This is a genomic window from Streptomyces sp. CC224B, from assembly GCF_030010595.1.
GTDB lineage: Bacteria > Actinomycetota > Actinomycetes > Streptomycetales > Streptomycetaceae > Streptomyces > Streptomyces longispororuber.
This window is the reverse complement of record NZ_JASCXL010000003.1, coordinates 82,394-104,814: the sequence shown is the minus strand read 5'-3', so window position 1 is coordinate 104,814 and position 22,421 is coordinate 82,394. Positions and strand designations below refer to the sequence as shown.

The following is a 22,421-nucleotide window of genomic DNA, read 5'->3' as shown; positions in this document are numbered from 1 at the left end:
GGGCCCTCTGTTCACCGCGCCCGATATGACGCTAGCGTGGAGGCACCTTTGCACACGCGGGAGCTCGGAGCACCGGGCTGAGAGGGCGCTGACCTCCGTACGAACGGCATTCGGACCGTACGGGAACCGCTGCGTCGACCGCCGAACCTGTTACCGGGTAATGCCGGCGTAGGGAGTAGGTCTCATGACCACATCGGACACACGCACGCCTGCCTCCACACAGTCCGCCAGCGGACAAACCGCCCAGGGCGGAGAAAGCGTCCAGGGCAGGGAGAACGCCCAGATCGGGCAGAACGACTCGGAGGCCGGGAAGTCCATCGGCTGGCACAAGGCATACGTGACGGGCCCGGAGGGGTCGCGTTCCGACCTGCGCGTGCCGGTCCGCCAGGTGCACCTGACCAACGGCAAGACCGTGACCCTGTACGACACCTCGGGCCCGTACACGGACCCGGCGATCGACACCGACGTGCGCCGGGGGCTCGCCCCCCTGCGGGAGAACTGGATCATCGCGCGCGGCGACACCGAGGAGTACGCGGGCCGCCCGGTCCGTCCCGAGGACGACGGCATCAAGCACACCTCGCCGCGCGGTGGCCTGCGCAACCTCGACGCGGTCTTTCCCGGCCGCCCGCGCCAGCCGCGCCGCGCCCGCGCCGGCCAGGCGGTGACGCAGCTCGCGTACGCGCGACGCGGGGAGATCACGCCGGAGATGGAGTACGTGGCCATCCGGGAGAACGTCGAACCCGAGGTCGTCCGCGCGGAGATCGCGGCGGGGCGCGCGGTCCTGCCGGCCAACGTGAACCACCCGGAGATCGAGCCGATGATCATCGGCAAGCGGTTCCTGGTGAAGGTCAACGCCAACATCGGCAACTCCGCGGTCACCTCCTCCATCGAGGAGGAGGTGGAGAAGATGACGTGGGCGACGAAGTGGGGCGCCGACACGGTCATGGACCTGTCCACCGGCCGCAACATCCACACCACGCGCGAGTGGGTGCTGCGCAACTCCCCCGTGCCGATCGGCACCGTGCCGCTCTACCAGGCCCTGGAGAAGGTCGACGGCAAGGCCGAGGAGCTGACCTGGGAGATCTACAAGGACACGGTCATCGAGCAGGCCGAGCAGGGCGTGGACTACATGACGGTGCACGCGGGCGTCCGGCTGCCGTACGTGCCGCTCACCGCGAACCGCAAGACCGGCATCGTCTCGCGCGGCGGCTCGATCATGGCCGCCTGGTGCCTCGCGCACCACAAGGAGAGCTTCCTGTACGAGCACTTCGAGGAGCTCTGCGAGATCCTCGCGGCGTACGACGTGACGTACTCCCTCGGTGACGGTCTGCGGCCCGGGTCGATCGCGGACGCCAACGACCGCGCCCAGTTCGCCGAGCTGGAGACCCTCGGTGAGCTGAACAAGATCGCCAAGGCGCACCAGGTGCAGACGATGATCGAGGGCCCGGGCCACGTCCCGATGCACAAGATCAAGGAGAACATCGACCTCCAGCAGGAGATCTGCGAGGAGGCGCCGTTCTACACCCTCGGCCCGCTGACCACGGACATCGCGCCCGCCTACGACCACATCACGTCCGGCATCGGCGCCGCGATGATCGGCTGGTGGGGCACGGCGATGCTCTGCTACGTCACGCCGAAGGAGCACCTCGGCCTGCCCAACCGCGACGACGTGAAGACCGGCGTCATCACGTACAAGATCGCGGCGCACGCGGCGGACCTCGCGAAGGGGCACCCGGGGGCGCAGGAGTGGGACGACGCGCTGTCGGACGCGCGGTTCGAGTTCCGCTGGGAGGACCAGTTCAACCTGGCGCTCGACCCGGTCACGGCGCGGGAGTTCCACGACGAGACGCTGCCCGCCGAGCCGGCGAAGACGGCGCACTTCTGCTCGATGTGCGGGCCGAAGTTCTGCTCGATGAAGATCTCCCAGGACATCCGCCGGGAGCACGGGGGGACGCAGGTCGAGATCGAGCAGGGCATGGCGGAGAAGTCCAAGGAGTTCGCGGCGGCGGGGAACCGGGTCTATCTGCCGATCGCGGACTGAGCGCCGGTCCCGGCTGAGTGCCGGTCCCGGCCTCGGCGTCGGTCCCGCACTCGGCGCCGGTCCCGGACCGGGCGGACGCGGGGCCGGGCGGCCGCCCTCCGGGCGGCGGTCGGGTCCCCGGACGGTCGGGTCTCCGGACGGTCGGGCCCCGGGCAGTCGGGTCTCCGGGCAGTCGGGCCCGCCTGTTCAGTGGTCCGTACCCGCCTGTTCGTGGTCCGTACCGGTGTACGGGCAGGGTGGAGCGGCCTCTTGGCGCGCCGGGGCGGGGGCCTGGCGCGCCCTGCGCGGGGGCCGGTGCTGGTCCCGGGCGGACCGGAGTGGCCCCGTCGCCGGGCGGCGACCGGGCCGCTCCCGTCGCCGACCGGCGACCGGGTGACGTCCGTCGGGTTACTCGGGCCGGTGCTCGGGCCCTCCGTAGTCCGGGCTGGAGAAGTCCGGGCTGGAGTAGCTCGGCCGGGTGCCGGTGGTGGAGCCGCCCTCAGGGCTGCTGAACCCCGGCTTGTGGTAGCCGAGCTGCGGCATGCGTCCGGTCGGGCCGGCGGGCGGCGTCCGGGGGCCGGGCGCCGTGCCCGGCTCCGCGAGCGCCTCCCGCAGGAACGGCAGGATGCCGCGCTCCAGGAGTGCCTGGCTCCAGGCCTCCCTGGCCCGTTCCACTTCCGTGTTCCGCTCGTCGTGCGAGCCTGCCTGGAGGGAAGTGGAGCCGTTGCGCAGGGCGGTCAGGAGCAGGCCGACCGCGGCGACCAGGATGGCGGCCGCCGTGAGCGCGCCGAACAGCCACCCGGCGGTGAGCAGGGTGTCCGCGAAGGCGGGCTCGGGGTCGAGCATCTTCAGGATGTAGCCGACGAGCAGGAAGATCGCGGCGGCCGCGCCCGCGAGCAGCGGGGCGAGAACCGCGACCACGGCGACCGCTCCGGCCCCGGCGGTCTCGGTGACCTCGCCCATCGTGGCGAGACCGACGCCGCCGGACGCGGATTCGGCCGGGGTGGAGCTGGGCCCGCTCCCTTCACGGACCGGTGGTGAGGCGGAGGTGCCGGAGTCGCGCAGATCCTCACGGACCTTCACATAATGGCGGTATTCAGCCGCTGCGGCGGCCGTGATCAGTGCGGTGGCGTTGAGCGCCATGGTGCGTAGCTGCTCGGGGTTGAGTCGCTGGCCCACCGCGGCCAGCTCCGGGCGGTTCGGTGCGGTGCGCAGCGCCTCGTCGAGGATCCGCGTGTACTCGGGGCGGTCCTCATTGAGCAGGTGTGGAGCGCTGTTCATGTGCATCCCCCGATGCTCCGTAGGGCTGGGGCTCGCAGGGTCACGAGCCGTCGGGCAGGAACGGAGGGGAGCCTGCTACGGATAGAGCGATGGTAGAGCCGTGACAGTACGCGGTGACAGGGGGTTTCCAGAATTGGCCCGCTGGCCAGCGGGACCTGTCTCCGCGCGGTGTACTCGTGGTGCCCCTGCCCGGTGAACGCTCAGTTAGCCAGAGGGAGCTGGCACACCAGTAGTTTTCCGGCCATGGTCACTCCGCCGTCCATGGCGATGGCGAGGCCGTCGGCGTAGATGTGCGGCCCCTCGATGACGGGACGGCCGTCGTCATCCCCGTCGTACTCGGAGCCGACCTCTCCCAGGAGGTACGGGATGGGGCTGTGGCCGTGGACGATGCGGCTGCCGCCGTAGACGTCGAGGAGCTCGCGCACGGCCTGCGCGCCGTTGTCGTCGCGGAAGGCGAAGCGCTTGGTGAACTTGCGGAAGAGGTCCCAGTACTCGTCCGGGTCGTTGCGCGTGAGGGCCTCGCGGATGGTGTCGTTGACCTCTTCGATGGAGTCGCCGTAGTCGAGGTACGCGGTGGTGTCGGAGTGCACGAGCAGGTGCCCGTCCTCCTCCTCGATGGCGTCCAGGCGGGCCATCCACTGCAGGTGGTGGTCCTCCAGGCGCTCCATGTCCGTCTTCTGGCCGCCGTTGAGGAGCCAGGCGGCCTGGAACGTGGCGGTGCCGGCGCCGGAGTTGACCGGCGTGTCGCCGAAGCGCTTGGCGCCGATGAGCAGCAGCTCGTGGTTGCCCATGAGCGCCTTGCAGTAGCCGCCCGCGGCGGCGGCCTCGGCGGACAGGCGCATCACCAGGTCGATGACGCCGATGCCGTCGGGCCCGCGGTCGGTGAAGTCGCCGAGGAACCACAGCCGGGTGTTGCCCGCGCACCACGTGAGGTCGGCGTCGATGAGCCCTTCGGCCTGGAGCGCCGCGACCAGCTCGTCCAGGTAGCCGTGGACGTCGCCGACGACGTACAGCGGACCGAGTTCCTCCGTGCCGGGAGCGGGCGGCGGCTCGGGCATCTCGCGCACCTCGACCTGCACGGTGTCGCCGCGGCGGCCGATGACGGGCAGGTCGCGCTCGGTGGGGGTGTAGCCCTCGGGCAGGTCGGCGGCCGACCCGGGGTGGGTCTGCGCCACCAGGGGGTCGGGGGCACCCACGGCCGTCTGCGGGGCCGCGGGGCGCGCGGGGCTGTCGGGGGCGTGCGCGGCGAGCTCCGGGCCCCGCTGCGCGGGAACGCGCGGCGGGGGACCGCCCTGCGCCTCCGCGGGGTGGACGACGTGGGTCTGGTCCTGGGCGGGCGCGGGGGCCGGGGCGGTCGGCACGCCGTGCGGGGCGGCGGGCTGCCGCTCGGCTTCGGCGTACTCGGTAGAGCGGTCCGCGAACTCCGCGGAGCGGTCCGCGTACTCGGCGGTCTGGTCCGGTCGGCCCGTCGCGCCTGCCGGACCCGCCTGGTCCGCATAGGCGACCGCTTGTCCGGCGTACTCGGCCGACTGTCCGTCGTATTCGGCCGACTGCCCGTCGTACGGGTCCGGCTGCTCGTCGTACTCGACCGGGTGCGGGATCTGCTCGACGGGCTGTCCGACGTACTCGACGGGGTGCGGGCCCTGGTCGCCCGGCGCGCCGGGGCGGTAGCCGTGGTCCCCGGGCTGCTCGCCGTACTGGGGAGAACGGGGGCCGGGGGCGGCGGGGTGCTGACCGGGCTCGGCCGGGTGGTGACCGTTCACGGCGGACGGGTGCCCGGAGTCGGCAGGCCGGTGTCCGGGTCCGACAGGCTGGTGCCCGGGTTCGACCGGCTGGTGGTGGCCGGGGCCGGTGGGGCGGTGGGCCTGGTCGGCGGGCGGATGGGCCTGGTCGGCGGGCGGATGGGCCTGGTCGGCGGCCTGGTTCACGGTCTCGCGGACGCCCTCGTACACATATGCGGGAACGCGGAAGTCGCGCAGCGTCGCCGTCCGCACCTCGGGTCCCTGACCGGCCCCCTGAGTCATCGACCCCTCCACCACCATTGCGCCGCATCTGCACCGGGATCGGACTGCCTGGTCGCAGCGGCCCGCGGTGTCGTCCGCCCATCATAGGAATGCGGCTGTCGCTGTGTGGTGCACCAGGGGTGGTGAATCGGCGGGGAGCCCCACTTCACCATGGTTTTCTCCCGAATTGGACCGAGGTTTCCCCACAGGTCACGACAGCCCGGGCGGATCCGGGCGGGCGCCGGCCCCGGGTCGTGGACCGGGGCCGACGCGCCGGAACCTAGCTGTGGCCGGGCGAGCGGGGCGGACTGACGGTCGTGCGCGGCGGACGTCGCTCGGACGAGGTGCGCACGATCAGCTCGGTCGGTATCACCTGCTCGACCGGCCGGCCGGTGTCCAAGCCCTCGATGGCGTCGATGAGCAACTGGACGACGGCCGTGCCGATGCGGCGCGGTTTCAGCGACAGCGTGGTGATGGGCGGCTCGGTGGTGGCGTACACCGTCGACTCGCTGCAGCACACGAGGAGCAGGTCGTCCGGTACGCGCAGGCCGTAGCGGCGGGCCGCGGCGAGCAGGTCGGTGCCGTTCGGGTCGAACAGGCCGTACACGGCGTCGGGCCGGTCCGGCCGGGCGAGCAGGCGGTCGGCGGCCACGGCGCCCGCGCACGGGTCGTGGGCCGGGTAGGACTCGTAGACCGGGTCCTGGCCGACGCGCTCGCACCAGCGCAGGTAGGCGGTCGTGGACAGATGGGTGTACGTGTCGGTGGTGGTGCCCGTGAGCAGGCCGATGCGGCGGGCGCCGGCGGCGGCGAGGTGCTCGAGGATCTCCAGGACCGCGGCCTCGTGGTCGTTGTCGACCCAGGCCGTCACCGGCAGCGCCCCGGCCGGGCGGCCGTCGGAGACCACCGGCAGGCCCTGGCGGACCAGCTCGCTGACCACCGGGTCGTGGTCGGAGGGGTCGACGACGACGGTGCCGTCGAGCGCCACGTTCGACCAGACGTCGACGGGGCTGCGGCGCGAGGTCGCGGGCAGGATGACCAGGGCGTAGCCCCGGGCGAGCGCGGCGGAGGTGGCGGCTCTCGCCATCTCCGCGAAGTACGCGAACTCCGTGAAGGTGAAAGGTTCATCCCCGTATGTCGTCACGGTCAGGCCGATGAGCCCCGACTTGCCCGTGCGCAGCGTGCGGGCCGCGGCCGACGGGCGGTAGCCGAGGCGGTCGGCGACCTCACGGACATGGCGTCGAGTGGCGTCGGGCAACCGGCCCTTGCCGTTGAGCGCGTCGGAGACAGTCGTGATGGAGACACCGGCTGCGGCGGCGACGTCTCTGATGCCGGCTCGGCTCTGCCTGTTGCCCCGGCGGGCGGTCTCCGCTCGGCTCACCTGGTGCTTCCCTGCTGCTGTCATGGCGAGCCGATAGTAGGGCTCATGGGGGTGGGTAGTGCGGGCGCATATTCACCCGTTGACAGGCACGATTCTGCATGGCTGTGACGGGGCAATCACCTTCGAAAGCAAGGGAGTTGGGCCAGTGACTCGGTATCGCCCCCTTGTCGTCGCGTAGGGGCCTGCCAAATGGGTCAGGTCTCGAAGAGGTCTCAACTCACCTGCACGGGGGACGCGCGCCACGGAGTGAGCCACCGGCGCGTGGCTCTGGCGGGGGCGCCCCTTCGGAGTGTGCGCGGTGGTGGTGAGCCGGAGCGGGTTCAGCGGGGTGCGGAGTGGGTCCGGCGCGGGAGCCACCGCGGGGACCGTGGCCGAGCGGCCGGAGAGGGGGCCGCCGGGCCTTCGGGGGTGGTGCTGCGGGAGGCCGTGGGTGGTGCCGCGGGCGGCCGGGTGGTGCCGCGGGAAGCCGTGGGTGGTGCTGTGGGAAGCCGGCCTCGGGATGGTTCCGCTGGAGTGCTCGGGGTGGCAGGCGCGCCGGCGGATCGACGGAAGGCCCCTCCGCCGCTCGCGGGCAAAGGGTGCGGCGGCCCCACCCGGGCAGGGTGCCCGCGCCGGCCTCGCGGAGCCCGTCCCCACCGATTACTCAGCCAGGGCATTCGCAGCGGCGGCGAATCCTCATAAGGTGAGAAGCATTGAAGGTCGGATGATCACGAGGAGGACCGCGGTGAGCGAGACGAGCCCCAGGCTGCGTGCCGTGCTGGAGGGTATCCCCACCTACAAGCCGGGCAAGCCCGCCGCGGCCGAGGGCGCGCAGGCCTACAAGCTGTCCTCGAACGAGAACCCCTATCCGCCGCTGCCCGGCGTGATGGAGACCGCGATGGAGGCGGTCCGCTCCTTCAACCGGTACCCGGACATGGCCTGTACGGAGCTGATGAGTGAGCTGGCCGAGCACTTCGGAGTACCGGCGACGCACGTCGCGACGGGTACCGGCTCCGTCGGCGTCGCCCAGCAGTTGATCCAGGCCACCTCCGGCCCCGGTGACGAAGTGATCTACGCCTGGCGCTCCTTCGAGGCGTACCCGATCATCACGCAGATCAGCGGGGCCACGTCGGTGCGGGTGCCGCTGACGTCCGGTGAGGTGCACGACCTCGACGCCATGGCGGCGGCCATCACCGACCGCACGCGCCTGATCTTCGTCTGCAACCCCAACAACCCCACCGGAACGTCGGTCCGCAGGGCCGACCTCGAGCGCTTCCTCGACCGGGTGCCCGGCGACATCCTCGTGGTGCTCGACGAGGCCTACCGCGAGTTCGTCCGGGACCCCGAGGTCCCCGACGGGATCGAGCTCTACCGTGACCGGCCCAACGTCTGCGTGCTGCGCACCTTCTCCAAGGCCTACGGCCTCGCGGGGCTGCGGGTCGGCTTCGCGATCGCGCACGAGCCGGTGGCGGCCGCCCTGCGCAAGACGGCGGTGCCGTTCGGAGTGAGCCAGCTCGCCCAGGACGCCGCGGTGGCCTCGCTGCGCGCGGAGGACGCACTGCTCAGCCGCGTCGACACCCTGGTCACCGAGCGCACACGTGTCCTGGAGGGGCTGCGGGGGCAGGGGTGGACGGTGCCCGACACCCAGGCGAACTTCGTCTGGCTGCGCCTCGGCGACCGGACCGTGGACTTCGCCGCCGCGTGCGAGCAGGCGGGCGTCACCGTGCGGCCGTTCGCCGGTGAGGGCGTCCGCGTCACGATCGGTGAGACGGAGGCCAACGACATCTTCCTGAAGGCGGCGGAGGCCTTCCGTAAGGAGCTCTGAAACTCCAGCAGGGGGAGGCGGCGGCCTGGACCGCCGCTTCCGCCTTCCGCGAGAAGCTCTGGTCCTGGCCTTGCGTTTCCCTCCGGGGTGAGGGGCGTCGCGGGAGTCGGGCCAGGCAGCTCCGGCCACCCAGCCGCCCTGGGTGAGGCGTAGGGCCGGACGGCGCGTGCGCGTGGCCGTCCGGCCTTCGTATGTCATGGCCCGGTCTGCCACCTCGGGGCCTTCGGCATGGTGCGGTCTACCGCCTCGGCGCCTTGCCGACCGCCGCGGGTCCGTCGCGCGCCCGGCTCCCGCGAGAGGCTCACGAGTGGGGCTCACGGGAGCCGGGGTGTCCCCGGTGCCTCGGGACTCCGCTAGGGCCGAAGGGCCCCGAGGACCCCTCCGGTGAGAGATTGACGCGCGTGACGGCCTTGCGGGCAGCCTCACCCGCGCCCTCAGCACCCCACCGGGCGCGAAAGTGCCTGATCAGGGCGGTGGGACGCCGCACAGGCGCCCGCGCTCTAGCCCGTTCCCGGCGGTAACGGGACCCCCCTTTCAAGCCGTGGTGCTCATAGGACATAATTGCTTGTGAATGTGAACGCGTTCACAAGCGTGCCCCGCTTGCCCCGGGATGTCCATGACATAAGGGGCAAACTGCCGCTACGACCACGGCACGTAAGGAGAAAGACGACGTGGACCTGGCACTGGCGCCGGAGACCCTGGCGCGATGGCAGTTCGGCATCACCACCGTCTACCACTTCCTCTTCGTCCCGCTGACGATCTCCCTGGTCGCCCTCACGGCGATCCTGGAGACCGCCTGGGTGCGTACGGGCAAGGAGCAGTACCTCAGGGCCACCAAGTTCTGGGGCAAGCTGTTCCTGATCAACATCGCGATGGGCGTGGTCACCGGCATCGTGCAGGAGTTCCAGTTCGGCATGAACTGGTCCGACTACTCGCGGTTCGTCGGCGACGTCTTCGGTGCCCCGCTCGCCTTCGAGGCGCTGATCGCCTTCTTCTTCGAGTCGACCTTCATCGGCCTGTGGATCTTCGGCTGGGACAAGCTGCCGAAGAAGCTGCACTGCGCGACGATCTGGATGGTCTCCATCGGGACCGTCCTGTCGGCGTACTTCATCATCGCCGCCAACGCCTTTATGCAGCACCCGGTCGGCTACCGGCTCGTGGAGCGGGACGGCGTGCCGCGCGCCGAGCTCACCGACTTCGCGAAGGTGCTGTTCCAGGAGACGGCGCTCGTCAACTTCTTCCACGTGATCGCGGCGACGATCCTGGTCGGCGGCGCCTTCATGACGGGCATCGCCATCTTCCACCTGCGCCGGAAGCGGCACGTCCGCACGATGCGCATGTCGCTGCGGCTCGGCCTGGTCACCGCGTTCGTCGGCACCCTGCTGACCGTGATCAGCGCCGACACGCTCGGCAAGGTCATGTACGAGCAGCAGCCGATGAAGATGTCGGCCGCCGAGGCCCTGTGGGAGTCGGAGAAGCCGGCGCCGTTCTCGCTGTTCGCCTACGGTGACGTCGCCGAGGGGCACAACAAGGTCGCCATCGAGATACCCGGCGTGCTGTCCTTCCTCGCCAAGAACAACTTCAACGCCGAGATCCCCGGCATCAACGACCTCAACAAAGAGGCACAGGACACGTTCGGCCCCGGCGACTACCGGCCCAACATCCCCACCGCGTACTGGTCCTACCGCTGGATGATCGGCTTCGGCGGCGTCTCCATGGCCCTGTGCACGGCCGGGCTGTGGCTGACCCGGCGCAAGGTGTGGCTCGCGCCCGAGCACCGCACGGGACCCGACGAGGTGCCGAAACTCATGCTCACCAGGAACAAGGAGCTGGCGCCGAAGCTGGGCGCCTGGTGGTGGCGGCTGTCCCAGTGGACGCTGATCTTCCCGCTGATCGGCACCGCCTGGGGCTGGATCTTCACCGAGACCGGCCGCCAGCCCTGGGTCGTCTACGGCGTGCTGCGCACCGAGGACGCGGTCTCCCCCGGCGTCTCCCAGGGTGAAGTGATCACCTCGCTCGTCGTCTTCACGCTGGTCTACGCGATCCTCGCCGTCATCGAGGTCCGGCTGCTGCTCAAGTACGTCAGGCAGGGCCCGCCGGAGCTGTCCGAGGCCGACCTCAACCCGCCCACCAGGATCGGCGGCCCTCCCGGTGGCGCGAGCACCGGCACGGACGCCGAAGCCGACGCCGACCGGCCCATGGCCTTCTCGTACTGAAGGAGCTGACCGGACATGGAACTGCACGACGTCTGGTTCGTACTGATCGCCGTCCTGTGGATCGGCTACTTCTTCCTGGAGGGCTTCGACTTCGGGGTCGGCGTCCTCACCAAGCTGCTCGCCCGGGACCGGGCCGAGAAGCGCGTGCTCATCAACACCATCGGGCCCGTCTGGGACGGCAACGAGGTGTGGCTGCTCTCGGCCGGCGGTGCGACCTTCGCCGCCTTCCCCGAGTGGTACGCGACGCTCTTCTCCGGCTTCTACCTGCCGCTGCTGCTCATCCTGCTCTGCCTGATCCTGCGCGGCGTCGCCTTCGAGTACCGGGCGAAGCGGCCCGACGAGCGCTGGCAGACCAACTGGGAGCACACGATCTTCTGGACCTCGCTGCTCCCGGCGTTCCTGTGGGGCGTGGCCTTCGGCAACATCGTCCGCGGCGTGGAGATCGACGCGCGCAAGGAGTACGTGGGCGGCGTCTGGGACCTGCTCAACCCGTACGCGCTCCTCGGCGGCCTGGTCACGCTGACGCTGTTCACCTTCCACGGCACGGTGTTCACGGCCCTCAAGACGGTCGGTGACATCCGGCTGCGGGCCCGCAGGCTGGCCCTCGCGCTCGGCCTGCTCACCGCCGTGCTCGCGCTCGGGTTCCTCGGCTGGACCCAGGCGGACAACGGCGACGGGGCGAGCATGGTCGCGCTGGTCGTGGCCGTCGTGGCCCTGCTGGCGGCCCTCGGCGCCAACCAACTCGGCCGGGAGGGCTGGTCCTTCACACTGTCGGGCCTCACGATCGTCGCGGCCGTCGCGATGCTCTTCCTGACGCTCTTCCCGAACGTCATGCCCTCGTCGCTGGACGACGACTGGAGCCTCACCGTCACCAACGCCTCGTCGAGCCCCTACACCCTGAAGATCATGACGTGGTGCGCGGGCATCGCGACCCCCGTCGTGCTGCTTTATCAGTCGTGGACGTACTGGGTGTTCCGCAAGCGCATCGGCACGCAGCACATCGCGCCGGACCTGCCGCACAGCGCACCGGACCCTTCGCACAGCACGCCGGACCTGCCGCACAGCAAGCCGGACCTGCCGGCCGGCAGCAGCACGCACTAGTCCATGACCATGGGCCCCGCAGCGACTGACACCGCCGCCCCGGTTCTTCGGAGGGTGTGTTTCACGTGAAACCAATCGACCCGCGCCTGCTGCGGTACGCCCGCGCCACCCGTGTGTTCCTCGCCACAGTGGTGGGTCTCGGCCTCGCCGGGGCGGCCTTGGTCGTGGCCCAGGCGATGCTCATCGCCGAGATCGTGGTGGGCTCCTTCCAGCACGGGCTGTCGGTTGGTGAGCTGAGGACGCCCCTGCTGCTGCTCGTGGCGGTCGCCGTGGGCCGGGGAGCGGTGGCCTGGCTGACCGAGCTCGCCGCGCACCGGGCAAGCGCGGCGGTCAAGTCGGAGCTGCGGGTCAGGCTGGTCCAGCGGGCGGGCGCGCTCGGCCCGGGGTGGCTGAGCGGGCAGCGCACGGGCTCGCTGATCAACCTGGCGACGCGGGGCGTGGACGCCCTCGACGACTACTTCTCCCGCTACCTGCCGCAGCTCGGGCTCGCGGTGGTGGTGCCGGTGGCCGTGCTCGCGCGCGTCGTCACCGAGGACTGGGTGTCGGCGGCGATCATCACCGGCACGCTGCCGCTGATCCCGGTCTTCATGATCCTGATCGGGTGGGCGACGCAGGCCCGGATGGACCGCCAGTGGCGGCTGCTCTCGCGGCTGTCGGGCCACTTCCTGGACGTCGTCGCGGGTCTGCCGACGCTCAAGGTGTTCGGCCGCGCCAAGGCGCAGGCCGAGGCGATCCGCAAGATCACCGACGAGTACCGGCGCGCGACGATGCGGACGCTGCGCATCGCCTTCCTGTCGTCCTTCGCCCTGGAACTCCTCGCGACCATCTCCGTGGCCCTGGTCGCGGTCACCATCGGCATGCGGCTCGTCCACGGCGACATGGCGCTGTACGACGGCCTGGTCGTGCTCGTCCTCGCGCCCGAGGCCTATCTGCCGCTGCGGCAGGTCGGCGCCCGCTACCACGCGGCGGCCGAGGGGCTCGCTGCCGCGGAGGAAATCTTCGCGGTCCTGGAGACGCCGGTCCCGGCCGGAGGCGCCGGGCCGGTGCCCGAGGGCGGCCTGAGCGTGGAGGACCTGCGCGTGCGCTACCCCGGGCGGGCGGCGGACGCCGTCGCCGGGGTCTCGTTCACCGTCGAGCCGGGCGAGACCGTGGCCCTGGTCGGGCCGAGCGGCTCGGGCAAGTCGACGCTCCTGCACGCCCTCCTCGGCTTCGTCGAACCCACCGCGGGACGGGTACGCGTCGGCGGCACGGACCTCGCCGACGTGTCCCTGGAGCGGTGGCGGGAGCGGATCGCGTGGGTGCCGCAGCGGCCGCACCTGTTCGCCGGGACCATCGCGGACAACGTACGGCTCGCGCGGCCCGACGCGGACGACGCGGCCGTGCGGGACGCCCTGCACGCGGCGGGGGCCCTGGAGTTCGTGGCCGCCCTGCCCCTGGGGACGGGGACCGTCCTGGGGGAGGACGGGGCGGGGCTGTCCGCCGGGCAGCGGCAGCGCGTCGCCCTCGCCCGGGCGTTCCTCGCCGACCGGCCCGTGGTGCTGCTCGACGAGCCGACCGCCGCGCTCGACGGGGAGACCGAGGCGGGGGTCGTCGAGGCGGTCCGGCGGCTGGCGGCCGGGCGGACCGTCGTGCTGGTCGTGCACCGGCCGGCCCTGCTGGCCGTCGCGGACCGCGTCATCCGGGTGGACGCCCCCGACACGGCGGCCGGGACGAGGGCCGCGGGCTCCCCCGAGCCGCCTCGCGGCACACACGCGCAGACCTGGGACGGCGCCGCCCCCGCCGGCAGGGACACCCGGGAGCCGGGCGCACCGACGGAGGACTCGCGGTCCCGGGCAGGCGTGCTCGCCCGCGTGCGGGCGGTGGCGCGCCCCCGCAGGGGACGGCTCGGCCTCGCCCTGCTGCTCGGCAGCCTCGCCCTGGGCAGCGCCGTGGGGCTGATGGCCACCTCCGGGTGGCTGATCTCGCGGGCGTCGCAGCAGCCACCCGTGATGCACCTGATGATCGCCGTCACGGCGACGCGGGCCTTCGGCATCGGGCGTGCCTGCTTCCGCTACGCCGAGCGCCTGGTGTCGCACGACGCGGTGCTGCGGATGCTCGCCGACATGCGGGTCACCGTCTTCCGCCGCCTGGAGCGCCTCGCGCCCGCGGGCCTGCGCCGCACCCGCCGCGGCGACCTGCTGTCCCGGCTCGTCGCCGATGTGGACGCCCTCCAGGACTACTGGCTGCGCTGGCTGCTGCCCGCGGGCGCGGCGGCCGTCGTCAGCGCCGGAGCGGTGGGCTTCACCGCCTGGCTGCTGCCGGAGGCGGGCGCCGTCCTCGCCGTCGGCCTGCTGGCCGCCGGGGCCGGTGTGCCGCTGGTGAGCGGCGCCGTCGCCCGGCGTGCGGAGCGCGGTCTGGCCCCCGCGCGCGGCGTGCTCGCCACACGCGTCGCCGACCTGCTCACGGGGACGGCCGAGCTGACGGTCGCCGGCGCGCTGCGGCGGCGTACCGCCCACGTCCGGGACGCCGACGCCGAGCTGACCCGGATCGCGTCCCGGACGGCGAAGGCCACCGCGCTCGGCGACGGGCTCGGCGCCCTCGCCACAGGCCTCACGGTCGCCGCGACGGCCCTCGTCGGCGCCCAGGCGGTGCACGACGGGCGGCTCGGCGGGGTCGCGCTCGCCGCGGTCGTGCTCACGCCGCTGGCCGCGTTCGAGGCGGTGACGGGGCTGCCGCTCGCCGTGCAGTACCGCCAGCGCGTCAAGAAGAGCGCCGAGCGCGTCCACGAGGTCGTCGACGCCCCCGACCCCCTGCCGGAGCCCGCCGCACCGGCGCCGGTGCCGCCGACGCCGTTCCCGCTGCGCCTCGACGGCCTGCGGGCCCGGTACGAAGGGCAGGACCGCGACGCCCTCGCGGGCGTGTCCCTGACCCTCGACCGCGGCCGCCGCGTCGCCGTCGTGGGCCCGTCCGGCTCCGGCAAGACCACGCTCGCCCACGCCCTGCTGCGCTTCCTGGGCACCACCGGCGGCACGTACACCCTGGGCGGCGCCGACGCGGCCGGGCTCGACAGCGACGCGGTGCGGCGCCTGGTCGGTCTGTGCGCGCAGGACGCGCACGTCTTCGACAGCTCCGTACGCGAGAACCTGCTGCTCGCCCGCAAGGACGCGACCGACGACGAGCTGTACGCGGCCCTCGCCCGGGCCCGGCTCGACGGCTGGGCGCGGTCCCTGCCCGACGGGCTCGACACCCTGGTCGGGGAGCACGGGGCCCGCCTCTCCGGCGGACAACGGCAGCGGCTCGCACTGGCCCGCGCGCTGCTCGCCGACTTCCCCGTCCTCCTCCTCGACGAGCCCGCCGAACACCTCGACCTGCCGACCGCCGACGCCCTCACCGCCGACCTGCTCGCGGCCACCGAGGGGCGTACGACGCTGCTCATCACGCACCGTCTCGCCGGACTCGACAAAGTTGACGAGGTGATCGTCCTGGAGGCCGGTCGGGTCGTGCAGCGCGGCGCGTACGGGGACCTGGTGGCCGTGGACGGGCCGCTGCGGCGGATGCGGGAGCGGGAGGCGGCCGCCGACCGGCTGACGGCCGCGGGCGTCAGCTGACGGCCGGGCGGTGCGCCGGGCGCGCGTGGGGTGCGCGTGGGGTGCGTGGGGCCAGCGTGCCGGACAGGGCTTCGGGCCGGCGTGCCGGGCGGAGCCTCGGGGAGGTGGGCGAGCAGGACGCCGCAGTGCTTAGGGCACGGGTGCCGGGCGCTGCGGCGCGTCGCTGGTGTGCCGCCTCGGGACGCGCTCCGACTTTCCTCGGCAAATGGGACTAATTACGCTCAGGGCATGCCCCTCCCTCCGGTCCCTCCGGCTTCCGCCGCGCCGCCGCCCGCCGACGACGCCCCGGGCGCGGGGAGTCCGGAAGCGCGGGCCGCCCGCGGCCTGCACGGGCTGTCCTCCGGGCTCACCGCGCGCGTGCCGCAGCTCCTGGAGGCCATGCGGTCCGTCGGTGCCGGGCTGGAGCTGCACACCACCCTGGACCGCATCTGCGAGACCGCGGCCCAGCTCACCGACGCCCGCTACGCCGCGATCGGCGTCGTCGCCGAGGACGGCGAGGGGCTGTCGGACTTCGTCTACCACGGCTTCGACGAGGCCACCGCCGACCGCATCGGCCGGCTGCCGGACGGCCACCGGGGGCTCCTCGGCGCGCTCATCCACCAGCCGGAGACGCTGTGCCTGGCCGACCTCTCCGCCGACCCGCGCTCCTGCGGCTTCCCCGCCCACCACCCGCCGATGCGCACCTTCCTTGGGGTGCCGATCCGCGTCCAGGGCGAGATCTTCGGGAACCTGTACCTCACCGAGAAGCGCGGCGGCACCACGTCGGCCAGCGCCGCGGAGTTCAGCGACGACGACGTGCGCATGGTGCGGGTGCTCGCCGCGGAGGCGGGCATCGCGATCGGCAACGCCCGCCTCTACGAGGCCGCCCAGCAGCGCGAGCGGTGGATCGACGGCTCCGTCGCGGTCACCACGGCCCTGCTCTCGGGTGCGGACGCGGAGGACGCCCTCGGGGTGGTCGCGGAGCACGCCCGGCGCCTCGCGGACTCGGCGGCGGGGATCGTGCTCCGGCCGCACGAGGAGGGCGGCATGGAGATCGTGGCCGTCTCCGCGGACGAGCCCGGCGGCGCGCTCGGCACGATCGTCCCCCCGGAGAGCCGCATCGTCACCGACCTCCTGGACGGGCAGGCGGTGTTCCTCGACGACGCCGCGAGCGATCCGCGCGTCATGACCGACCTCACGCGCGGCTACGGCCCCGTGATGATGCTGCCGCTGCGGAGCGACGGCCGGGTCCTGGGGACCCTCGTCACCCCGCGCGCGCGGGGGGCACGGCCGTTCACCGGGACGGAGCGGACGCTCGCCACACAGTTCGCCGCACAGGCCGCGCTCGCGCTGATGATGGCCGAGGCGCAGCGCGACCGGGAGCGGCTCGCGGTGTACGAGGACCGCGACCGCATCGCCCGCGACCTGCACGACCTGGTCATCCAGCGGCTCTTCGCCACCGGGATGATGCTGGAGGGCGCCCAGCGCGGGTCCGTGGTGCCCGAGGTGGTGCGGGGCGTCGGCAAGGCCGTCGACGAACTGGACGTGACCATCCAGGAGATCCGTACGGCGATCTTCGCGCTCCAGCAGGGTCCCGCCGAGGCGCCCGCGGGGCTGCGGACCCGGGTCCTGCGCGAGATCAACATGGCGGCCGTACCGCTCGGCTTCCGGCCCGCGCACCGTTTCGTCGGGCCCGTCGACACGGTCGTCGGCGAACTCACCGGCAAGAACCTCGTCGCGGCCCTGCGCGAAGCCCTGTCCAACGCGTTCCGGCACGCGGGCGCCGGCCGCATCGAGGTCGTCGTCGACGCCACGGCCGTCCTGCCGGACGGCCGCCCGGGCGTACGCCTGACCGTCGCCGACGACGGCGTCGGCATCCCCGAGGGCGGCCGCCGCAGCGGCCTGAAGAACCTCAAGCGGCGGGCCGAGACCCTGGGCGGCACCAGTGGGTACGGGCCGGGCATCGGCGAGGACGGCGGCGGCACGACGGTGGTGTGGCAGGCACCGCACTGAGGGCCTGCCCGGCACCGCACCGCGCCCTCCTAGGCGGCCGGGCCGCCGCCGAGGCCTCCGGGGAAGCCGGGTCCGCGCCGGGGGACCGGCCGCTGTTCGGCGGTACCCGCGTGCACCGTACGGGTCACCCGGTCCCCCCACGCGTACGAGTTCCCGCGAGGCTCCGCGCGCGTGCGGGCAACCATGCGAACCATGCGCCCACGTCCTCGCCGTCCGCGCCGTCTGCTCCCCCTCCCCGTCCTGCTGTGCGCCCTCCTCGCCCTGGGGGCGCCGCCGGCGGCGGCCGACCACGAGTCCGGCGGCGCCGACGGAGGCGACGGGCCGAGCACCAGCGCCCGGGTGGCACGCCTCTACGAGGAGGCGGCGAGGGCCACCGAGAGCTACGAGGCGGGGCGGCAGGCGGCAAAGGCCCAGCGTGCCCGCGTCCGGGAGCTCGACCGGCTGCTCGCCGAGGAGCACTACCAGGTCGCCGTCCTGCGTGAGGACCTCGGACGGCTTGCCAGCGCCCAGTACCGCACCGGCGGTGGACTCTCGATGACCGTACGGCTGCTGCTCGCGGACAGCCCCGACGCGCTGCTGCGGGGCAGGCGCGCCCTGGGGCAGGCGGACCTCGCCGTCACCCACACCGTCGCCCGGACCCAGCAGGCCGCCGACCGCCTCAAGGCCGCCAAGCGGTCGGCGGAGCAGGCGCGGAACGTGCTCGACCAGCGCACCGCCGGGCTCGCCCGGCTCAAGCGGGACATCGAGGCGAAGCTGGAGACCGCGCAGTGGGCGCTCCAGGACGAGGCGGACGCGGCCGCCGCCGCGGGCCGCTGCCGAGGCGCGGTACGGCTCGACCAGCCGGAACCAGCCGCCACGGACGCGTGGGTGCCGCCCGTGGAGTCGTACGAGCTGTCCGCGGGGTTCGCCAGCGCGGGTGAGCGGTGGGCGGGGCGGCACACCGGCCAGGACTTCGCCGTCGACATCGGCACGCCGGTGCGCGCGGTGGGCGAGGGGCGCGTGGTGCGCGTCGCCTGTGGTGGCCCCTTCGGCGTGGAGGTCGTGGTGCGCCACCCCGACGGCTACTACACGCAGTACGCGCACCTGGCCGCCGTGACCGTCGACCAGGGGGAGGCGGTCGGCGCCGGGCAGTGGGTCGGCCAGGCAGGCACGACCGGCAACTCGACGGGCCCGCACCTGCACTTCGAGGCCCGGCTCACGCCGGACCTCGGCTCGGGCGTGGACCCGGTGGAGTGGCTGGAGGAACGCGGGGTCACGCTGTGAACGGCCCACGCGGGACCGCGGGCCGCAGGGAGCGACCGGCTCAGCGGGAGAGGGCCAGCGGGAGCGGGTCAACAGGAGCGGGACAACGGGAGAGGATCAACGGGTCCCTCCGGAGAGGCGTTCCGCCAGGATGCGCTCGATGACGACCGCCACCCCGTCGTCGTTGTTGGCGACCGTGCGGCCCGAGGCGGCGGCGATCACGTCGGGGTGGGCGTTGCCCATCGCGTACGAGGAACCGGCCCAGGTGAGCATCTCCACGTCGTTCGGCATGTCCCCGAAGGCGACGACCTCGGCGGGGGAGATGCCGCGCTCGGCGCAGCACAGCGCGAGGGTGCCCGCCTTGGTGACGCCGGGGGCGCTGATCTCGAGCAGCGCGGTCGGGCTGGAGCGGGTGATCTCGGCGCGGTCGCCCGCGGCCGCGCGGGCGAGCGCCAGGAAGGCGTCCGGCGCGAGGTCGGGGTGGTGGGCGAGGACCTTGAGGATGGGCTGGTCCGCGCCACCGGAGTCGCCCGCGAGGAGCTTCTCGACGGGCGCCACGCTCACCGCGGGGTCCATCCGCAGCGGCGGGTAGTGCGGCTCGTGGTGCACGCCGCCCGTGCGGTCCACGGCGAAGGACGTGCCCGGGGCGGCCGCCCGCAGCAGCTCGACGACCTCCAGGGCGTGGGGCGCGGCCAGGGCCCGCACCTTGGCGAAGCGGTGCGCGCCGGGGCCGCCGTGCAGGTCGACGACCGCCGCGCCGTTCGCGCAGATCGCCAGGCCGTGCCCGTGGACGTGGTCGCTGACCACGTCCATCCAGCGGGCCGGGCGGCCGGTCACGAAGAAGACCTCGATCCCGGCCGTCTCGGCGGCGGCGAGCGCCGCGACCGTGCGCTCCGACACGGACTTGTCGTCACGCAGCAGCGTGCCGTCCAGGTCGGTGGCGATCAACCGGGGCGGGACGGAGTGGGCCGGGGTCCGCGGCCGGGCGGTAGCTGAGGTCACCACGCGATTGTCGCGCATATGCGCGCACGGGTGTGTGGCGGAGCGCACATGTGAGTACGGCGCACCCCCGTGCGCCCCGTCCACACCTCTGACCACGGATTCCGGGAGCTTTCAGGGCCCCGAGGGGTTTACCCGAGCTGCCCGGCGCGGTCTACAACTGCGCCAGTGCCTCCGTCGCGATGCGCTCGAAGACCTTCTCGTCCGCGGCGAAGTCCGTGCCCGGCAGCGGCCAGTGCAGCACGATCTCGGTGAAGCCGAGCGCCGCGTGCTTGCCCGCGAAGTGCACGAAGGCGTCGAAGGACTCCAGGGGCCGGTCCGGCGTGAACCCGGTGAGCAGGATCTTGTCCAGCTCGGCGGCGTCGCGGCCGGCCTCCGCGCAGGCCGCGCCGAGGCGGTCGACCTGGCCGCGGATGGCCTCCAGGGACTCGTCCGGGGAGCCGGTCTCGGAGGTCTTCGGGTCACCGGTGGTCACCCATGCCTGGCCGTGGCGGGCGGCGAGCCGGAGGCCGCGCGGCCCGGTCGCGGCCACGGCGAACGGCAGCCGCGGGCGCTGCACGCAGCCGGGGATGGTGCGCGCCTCGTACGCGGCGTAGTGCTCGCCCTCGTGGGTGACCGCGTCCTCGGTGAGCAGCCGGTCGAGCAGCGGCAGAAACTCCGCGAAGTGGTCCGCGCGTTCCCGGGGTGTCCAGGGTGCCTCGTCGGCGCGGCGCAGCGTGTGGGCGTCGAAGCCGTTGCCGCCCGCGCCGATGCCGAGGGTGATCCGACCGTTCGACACGTCGTCCAGCGTGATCAGCTCCTTGGCGAGCGTGACCGGGTGCCGGAAGTTCGGCGAGGTGACGAGGGTGCCCAGGCGTATGCGGTCCGTGGCGGCCGCGGCGGCGGTCAGCGTGGGCAGCGCGCCGAACCACGGGCCGTCGCGGAAGCTCCGCCAGGACAGGTGGTCGTAGGTGTACGCGGTGTGGAAGCCCAGCTCCTCGGCGCGCCGCCAGCGCTCCCGGCCGCCTTCGTGCCAGCGCTGCACGGGCAGGATCACGGTACTCAGACGCAGACTCATGCGGTCGAGCGTACGGGTCGGCGCGGGCGCCCCCGCAGCGGACCTTCCCGGCCCCTTCAGCGGACCTTCCCGCTGAGCCAGGGCGTGAGCGTCACCGGCAGGATCAGTTCCTTGTACGTCTCGTCGCCGGGCAGCGGCACGACCAGCCAGTAGCCGGGCGGGAAGCGGCGCCCCCTGACGTACGCGAGGCCGCCGTAGACGGACCGCAGGAAGGCGGGCACGGCGTCGCGCGGCACGTCGTGGAACTCGACGCCGTCGACGGTGATCAGCGCGTCGTCGTCCGGGTGGAGCCGCACGGTCACGGAGGGGGAGCCGCCGAGCTCCACGAACGCCTCGTGCGGCAGCGAACCGTCCGGGTCGGTGGTCACGCCGACGCCCGCGGCGGTCCGGCGGGAGGTCTGGTCGGCTCCTATGTCGTGGGCGACCTCGATCTCGCGCCCGTACTCACGGGCGATCTCCCGCAGCGCGCGGACGGCTGCCTCGGTGGTGTGCAGGTGCTCCATACCGGTCGATCTTGCCTGACGGGGGCGGGCCGGAGGCGCTGCGGGCGCGGCGGGCGCCGCTCGTTTCGCGGGTGCCGCGCGCGGGTCAGGCCTCCGTTTCTTCCTGTCTCGGCTCCTCGTCACCGAGGTTTCACCGACGAATTCCGCGCTCCATGTTTGATCCACAACCAAGTGCCGTTATCCACAGGCTAGTTGCGTCTTCTGTGGATAACGACTAGTGCATTTGCGGCTTTTGGGTAACTTTGCTCTCCGCGACGGAGGTTGCCGCCAGAGCGTCCAAGGTCCGGCTCTGCACCTCGCGTTCGGCAGCCGCCGTGACGAAGGCTGCCACGTTCTCCGGGCCAACCAGTGCCTGAACCGCCCTGGTTGTTTCTGCGGGCAGTGGTACGTATTGCACCCTCACGCCATGGCTCGGCGCTTCCTCGTCGGTGAGGTGTTGGCGCAGGTACCGGGTGGCGAACAGGCGCATGGCTCGCGCCAGTTCGGCGTCCACCGTCTTCTGCGCGAGGGGGCGCAGCTTGCGTACGAGCGCGGCCGCCTCCGCGGCGTCCGCCTCACTGGGGGGATGGTCGGCGAGGTAGCGCGCGAAGACGTGTTCATTGGTGAACTCCAGGAAACGCGCCGCTATGTGCTCGACCTGCCCCCGCAACTCGCGCAGATGGCCGGAGATGGCGGACAGCGGAACACCCGCCGCGTGCAACTCCACTGCGGCAGCCAGCTCTTGCGGACTGGGCACCAGGAACTCGTCGTCCTTGCCGGGGAGGGGTTCGAGCACGCCGAGCGCCACGGCGTCCGCCACCGCCGCGTCGTCCTGGGCGCCGCCGAACGCCGCGTCCAGTTCCTCCCGGGTGATCCTGTCGGCCTCCTCATCCGTCCACGGGCCGTCCACCTCGGCGACCAGGCCGAGCACACCGCCGAGGCCGCGGCCCGCGTCCCAGGCCTCCAGCAGCTCCTTGATGGAGGCCAGGGTGTACCCCCGGTCGAGCAGGTCGGCGATCTGCCGCAGCCGGGACAAGTGCGTGTCGCCGTACACATTGGAGCGGCCGCGTCGCTCGGGCCGCGGCAGCAGCCCCCGGTCCTGGTAGGCGCGGATGGTCCGCACGGTGGCGCCGCTGTGATGGGCGAGGTCCTCGATGCGGTACTCCACGACAGGCCGGCCCGGGGCCGGGCCGTGGTTCTCCTGCGGGGCGCGCCGCCCCGTGTCCCCCGGGGATCGGCCGTGATCCTCGGCGGCGGCC

At 72.9% G+C, this 22,421-nt stretch carries 14 protein-coding genes and 1 riboswitch; of the genes, 7 read left to right on the top strand and 7 right to left on the bottom strand.

Annotated elements, in window-relative coordinates; translation table 11 throughout:
- Nucleotides 1-46: 46 nt before the first annotated feature.
- Nucleotides 47-192: riboswitch (TPP riboswitch) on the top strand.
- A complete protein-coding gene (gene thiC / locus QK440_RS02370) occupies nt 185-2,041 on the top strand; it encodes a phosphomethylpyrimidine synthase ThiC (protein ID WP_282791223.1) in 1,857 nt (618 codons plus the stop codon). Its footprint overlaps the riboswitch before it by 8 nt.
- A 387-nt stretch (nt 2,042-2,428) precedes the next feature.
- Here thiC and QK440_RS02365 read toward each other — a convergent pair whose 3' ends face one another.
- The 3 genes from QK440_RS02365 to QK440_RS02355 form a co-directional block, all read right to left on the bottom strand.
- Entirely contained in the window at nt 2,429-3,307 is an 879-nt protein-coding gene (locus QK440_RS02365) for a hypothetical protein (RefSeq protein WP_282791222.1), read from the bottom strand.
- Between the two features lie 194 nt (nt 3,308-3,501).
- On the bottom strand, nt 3,502-4,662 hold the full coding sequence (locus QK440_RS02360; RefSeq protein WP_282791276.1) for a metallophosphoesterase: 1,161 nt from the start codon (nt 4,660-4,662) through the stop codon (nt 3,502-3,504).
- Nucleotides 4,663-5,584: 922 nt separating this feature from the next.
- Entirely contained in the window at nt 5,585-6,706 is a 1,122-nt protein-coding gene (locus QK440_RS02355) for a LacI family DNA-binding transcriptional regulator (RefSeq protein WP_190134544.1), read from the bottom strand.
- A 700-nt stretch (nt 6,707-7,406) separates the two neighbouring features.
- Between QK440_RS02355 and hisC the strand changes: the two genes are divergently transcribed.
- From hisC to QK440_RS02325, 6 genes are all read left to right on the top strand, one after another.
- Nucleotides 7,407-8,486, top strand: a complete 1,080-nt coding sequence (gene hisC, locus QK440_RS02350; protein WP_282791221.1) for a histidinol-phosphate transaminase — start codon at nt 7,407-7,409, stop codon at nt 8,484-8,486.
- A 671-nt stretch (nt 8,487-9,157) separates the two neighbouring features.
- Nucleotides 9,158-10,702, top strand: a complete 1,545-nt coding sequence (locus tag QK440_RS02345) for a cytochrome ubiquinol oxidase subunit I (RefSeq protein ID WP_282791220.1) — start codon at nt 9,158-9,160, stop codon at nt 10,700-10,702.
- Between the two features lie 15 nt (nt 10,703-10,717).
- Nucleotides 10,718-11,803, top strand: coding sequence for a cytochrome d ubiquinol oxidase subunit II (gene cydB, locus QK440_RS02340; protein ID WP_282791219.1), 1,086 nt, complete (start codon nt 10,718-10,720; stop codon nt 11,801-11,803).
- A gap of 65 nt (nt 11,804-11,868) precedes the next feature.
- Complete coding sequence (cydD, locus tag QK440_RS02335; RefSeq protein ID WP_282791218.1) at nt 11,869-15,390, top strand: thiol reductant ABC exporter subunit CydD; 3,522 nt, start codon at nt 11,869-11,871, stop codon at nt 15,388-15,390.
- 228 nt (nt 15,391-15,618) lie between these two features.
- A complete protein-coding gene (locus QK440_RS02330; RefSeq protein WP_282791217.1) occupies nt 15,619-17,382 on the top strand; it encodes a GAF domain-containing protein in 1,764 nt (587 codons plus the stop codon).
- Nucleotides 17,383-17,574: 192 nt separating this feature from the next.
- Nucleotides 17,575-18,645, top strand: coding sequence for a M23 family metallopeptidase (locus QK440_RS02325; protein ID WP_282791216.1), 1,071 nt, complete (start codon nt 17,575-17,577; stop codon nt 18,643-18,645).
- A 96-nt stretch (nt 18,646-18,741) separates the two neighbouring features.
- Here QK440_RS02325 and QK440_RS02320 read toward each other — a convergent pair whose 3' ends face one another.
- From QK440_RS02320 to QK440_RS02305, 4 genes are all read right to left on the bottom strand, one after another.
- Nucleotides 18,742-19,644, bottom strand: a complete 903-nt coding sequence (locus QK440_RS02320) for an HAD hydrolase family protein (protein WP_282791215.1) — start codon at nt 19,642-19,644, stop codon at nt 18,742-18,744.
- A gap of 133 nt (nt 19,645-19,777) precedes the next feature.
- Nucleotides 19,778-20,680 (bottom strand): LLM class flavin-dependent oxidoreductase, encoded by a 903-nt coding sequence (locus QK440_RS02315; protein ID WP_282791214.1) that lies wholly within the window; start codon nt 20,678-20,680, stop codon nt 19,778-19,780.
- A gap of 56 nt (nt 20,681-20,736) precedes the next feature.
- Nucleotides 20,737-21,183 (bottom strand): hypothetical protein, encoded by a 447-nt coding sequence (locus QK440_RS02310; RefSeq protein ID WP_282791213.1) that lies wholly within the window; start codon nt 21,181-21,183, stop codon nt 20,737-20,739.
- Nucleotides 21,184-21,397: 214 nt separating this feature from the next.
- Nucleotides 21,398-22,330: a MerR family transcriptional regulator gene (locus QK440_RS02305; RefSeq protein WP_282791275.1), complete on the bottom strand. Its 933-nt coding sequence runs from the start codon at nt 22,328-22,330 to the stop codon at nt 21,398-21,400.
- Nucleotides 22,331-22,421 lie beyond the last annotated feature (91 nt).

Excerpts from the sequence above, each read along its gene's own strand:
- QK440_RS02310 (WP_282791213.1), bottom strand. The coding sequence starts at position 21,183 with ATGGAGCACCTGCACACCACCGAGGCAGCCGTCCGCGCGCTGCGGGAG.
- QK440_RS02320 (WP_282791215.1), bottom strand. The coding sequence starts at position 19,644 with ATGCGCGACAATCGCGTGGTGACCTCAGCTACCGCCCGGCCGCGGACC.
- cydB (WP_282791219.1), top strand. The coding sequence starts at position 10,718 with ATGGAACTGCACGACGTCTGGTTCGTACTGATCGCCGTCCTGTGGATC.
- QK440_RS02325 (WP_282791216.1), top strand. The coding sequence starts at position 17,575 with ATGCGCCCACGTCCTCGCCGTCCGCGCCGTCTGCTCCCCCTCCCCGTC.
- QK440_RS02330 (WP_282791217.1), top strand. The coding sequence starts at position 15,619 with ATGCCCCTCCCTCCGGTCCCTCCGGCTTCCGCCGCGCCGCCGCCCGCC.
- QK440_RS02365 (WP_282791222.1), bottom strand. The coding sequence starts at position 3,307 with ATGCACATGAACAGCGCTCCACACCTGCTCAATGAGGACCGCCCCGAG.
- QK440_RS02315 (WP_282791214.1), bottom strand. The coding sequence starts at position 20,680 with ATGAGTCTGCGTCTGAGTACCGTGATCCTGCCCGTGCAGCGCTGGCAC.
- QK440_RS02355 (WP_190134544.1), bottom strand. The coding sequence starts at position 6,706 with ATGACAGCAGCAGGGAAGCACCAGGTGAGCCGAGCGGAGACCGCCCGC.
- thiC (WP_282791223.1), top strand. The coding sequence starts at position 185 with ATGACCACATCGGACACACGCACGCCTGCCTCCACACAGTCCGCCAGC.